The 546-nt window shown below is 61.2% G+C and carries 1 protein-coding gene; it reads left to right on the top strand.

Annotated elements, in window-relative coordinates:
* Positions 1 to 24: 24 nt before the first annotated feature.
* On the top strand, positions 25 to 492 hold the full coding sequence (locus ACP7A5_RS18015) for a MucR family transcriptional regulator (RefSeq protein ID WP_426043172.1): 468 nt from the start codon (positions 25 to 27) through the stop codon (positions 490 to 492).
* Positions 493 to 546 lie beyond the last annotated feature (54 nt).

Here is a 546-nt window from a genome sequence, read left to right as displayed (position 1 = left end):
TATTCTTTCCAACCGGAGGCCCGCATGGCTGACACCGATCATTCCGCGCTTCTGGCCATGACCACGGGCATCGTTGCTAACTTCGTGGCCAACAATCGGGTCAGCCCGGATGAACTGCCCGGGTTGGTCACGATGGTGCACGGATCGCTCAGCCGCCTCGGTGGCGAGCCCGAGGTCGACGAAGCGGAAGCACCGGCGCGACTGACGCCAGCCGCGATCCGAAAGCTCATCCAACCCGACGGCATCGTTAGCCTGATCGACGGACGGAAATTCAAGTCGATGAAGCGACATCTCTCGCTCCAGGGCTTCACCCCGGAAAGCTATCGGGAGCATTTTTCCTTGCCGAAAGACTTCCCCATGGTGAGCCCTGAATATGCGGCCCAACGGTCGGCGTTGGCCAAGTCGATGGGCTTGGGGCAGGGCGGGCGTCAGCCGAAGAAGGCTGAGGTCGCGGCGAAACCGGCGCGGAAACCGAGGGCTCCAAAGTCGTGACGACGTCTAAATCGCATTGAGTGTTGGAAAAGGCTTCGCGGTCTTCTCCGTCGT

The organism is Brevundimonas sp. TWP2-3-4b1, from assembly GCF_049897665.1.
Classification (GTDB): domain Bacteria; phylum Pseudomonadota; class Alphaproteobacteria; order Caulobacterales; family Caulobacteraceae; genus Brevundimonas; species Brevundimonas subvibrioides_B.
Note: the sequence above shows the minus strand (reverse complement) of the source record. Positions and strands in the feature narration are given on the sequence as shown.

What these genes read in the sequence shown, in the direction of transcription:
- ACP7A5_RS18015 (WP_426043172.1), top strand. Translation starts at nt 25, where the DNA reads ATGGCTGACACCGATCATTCCGCGCTTCTGGCCATGACCACGGGCATC.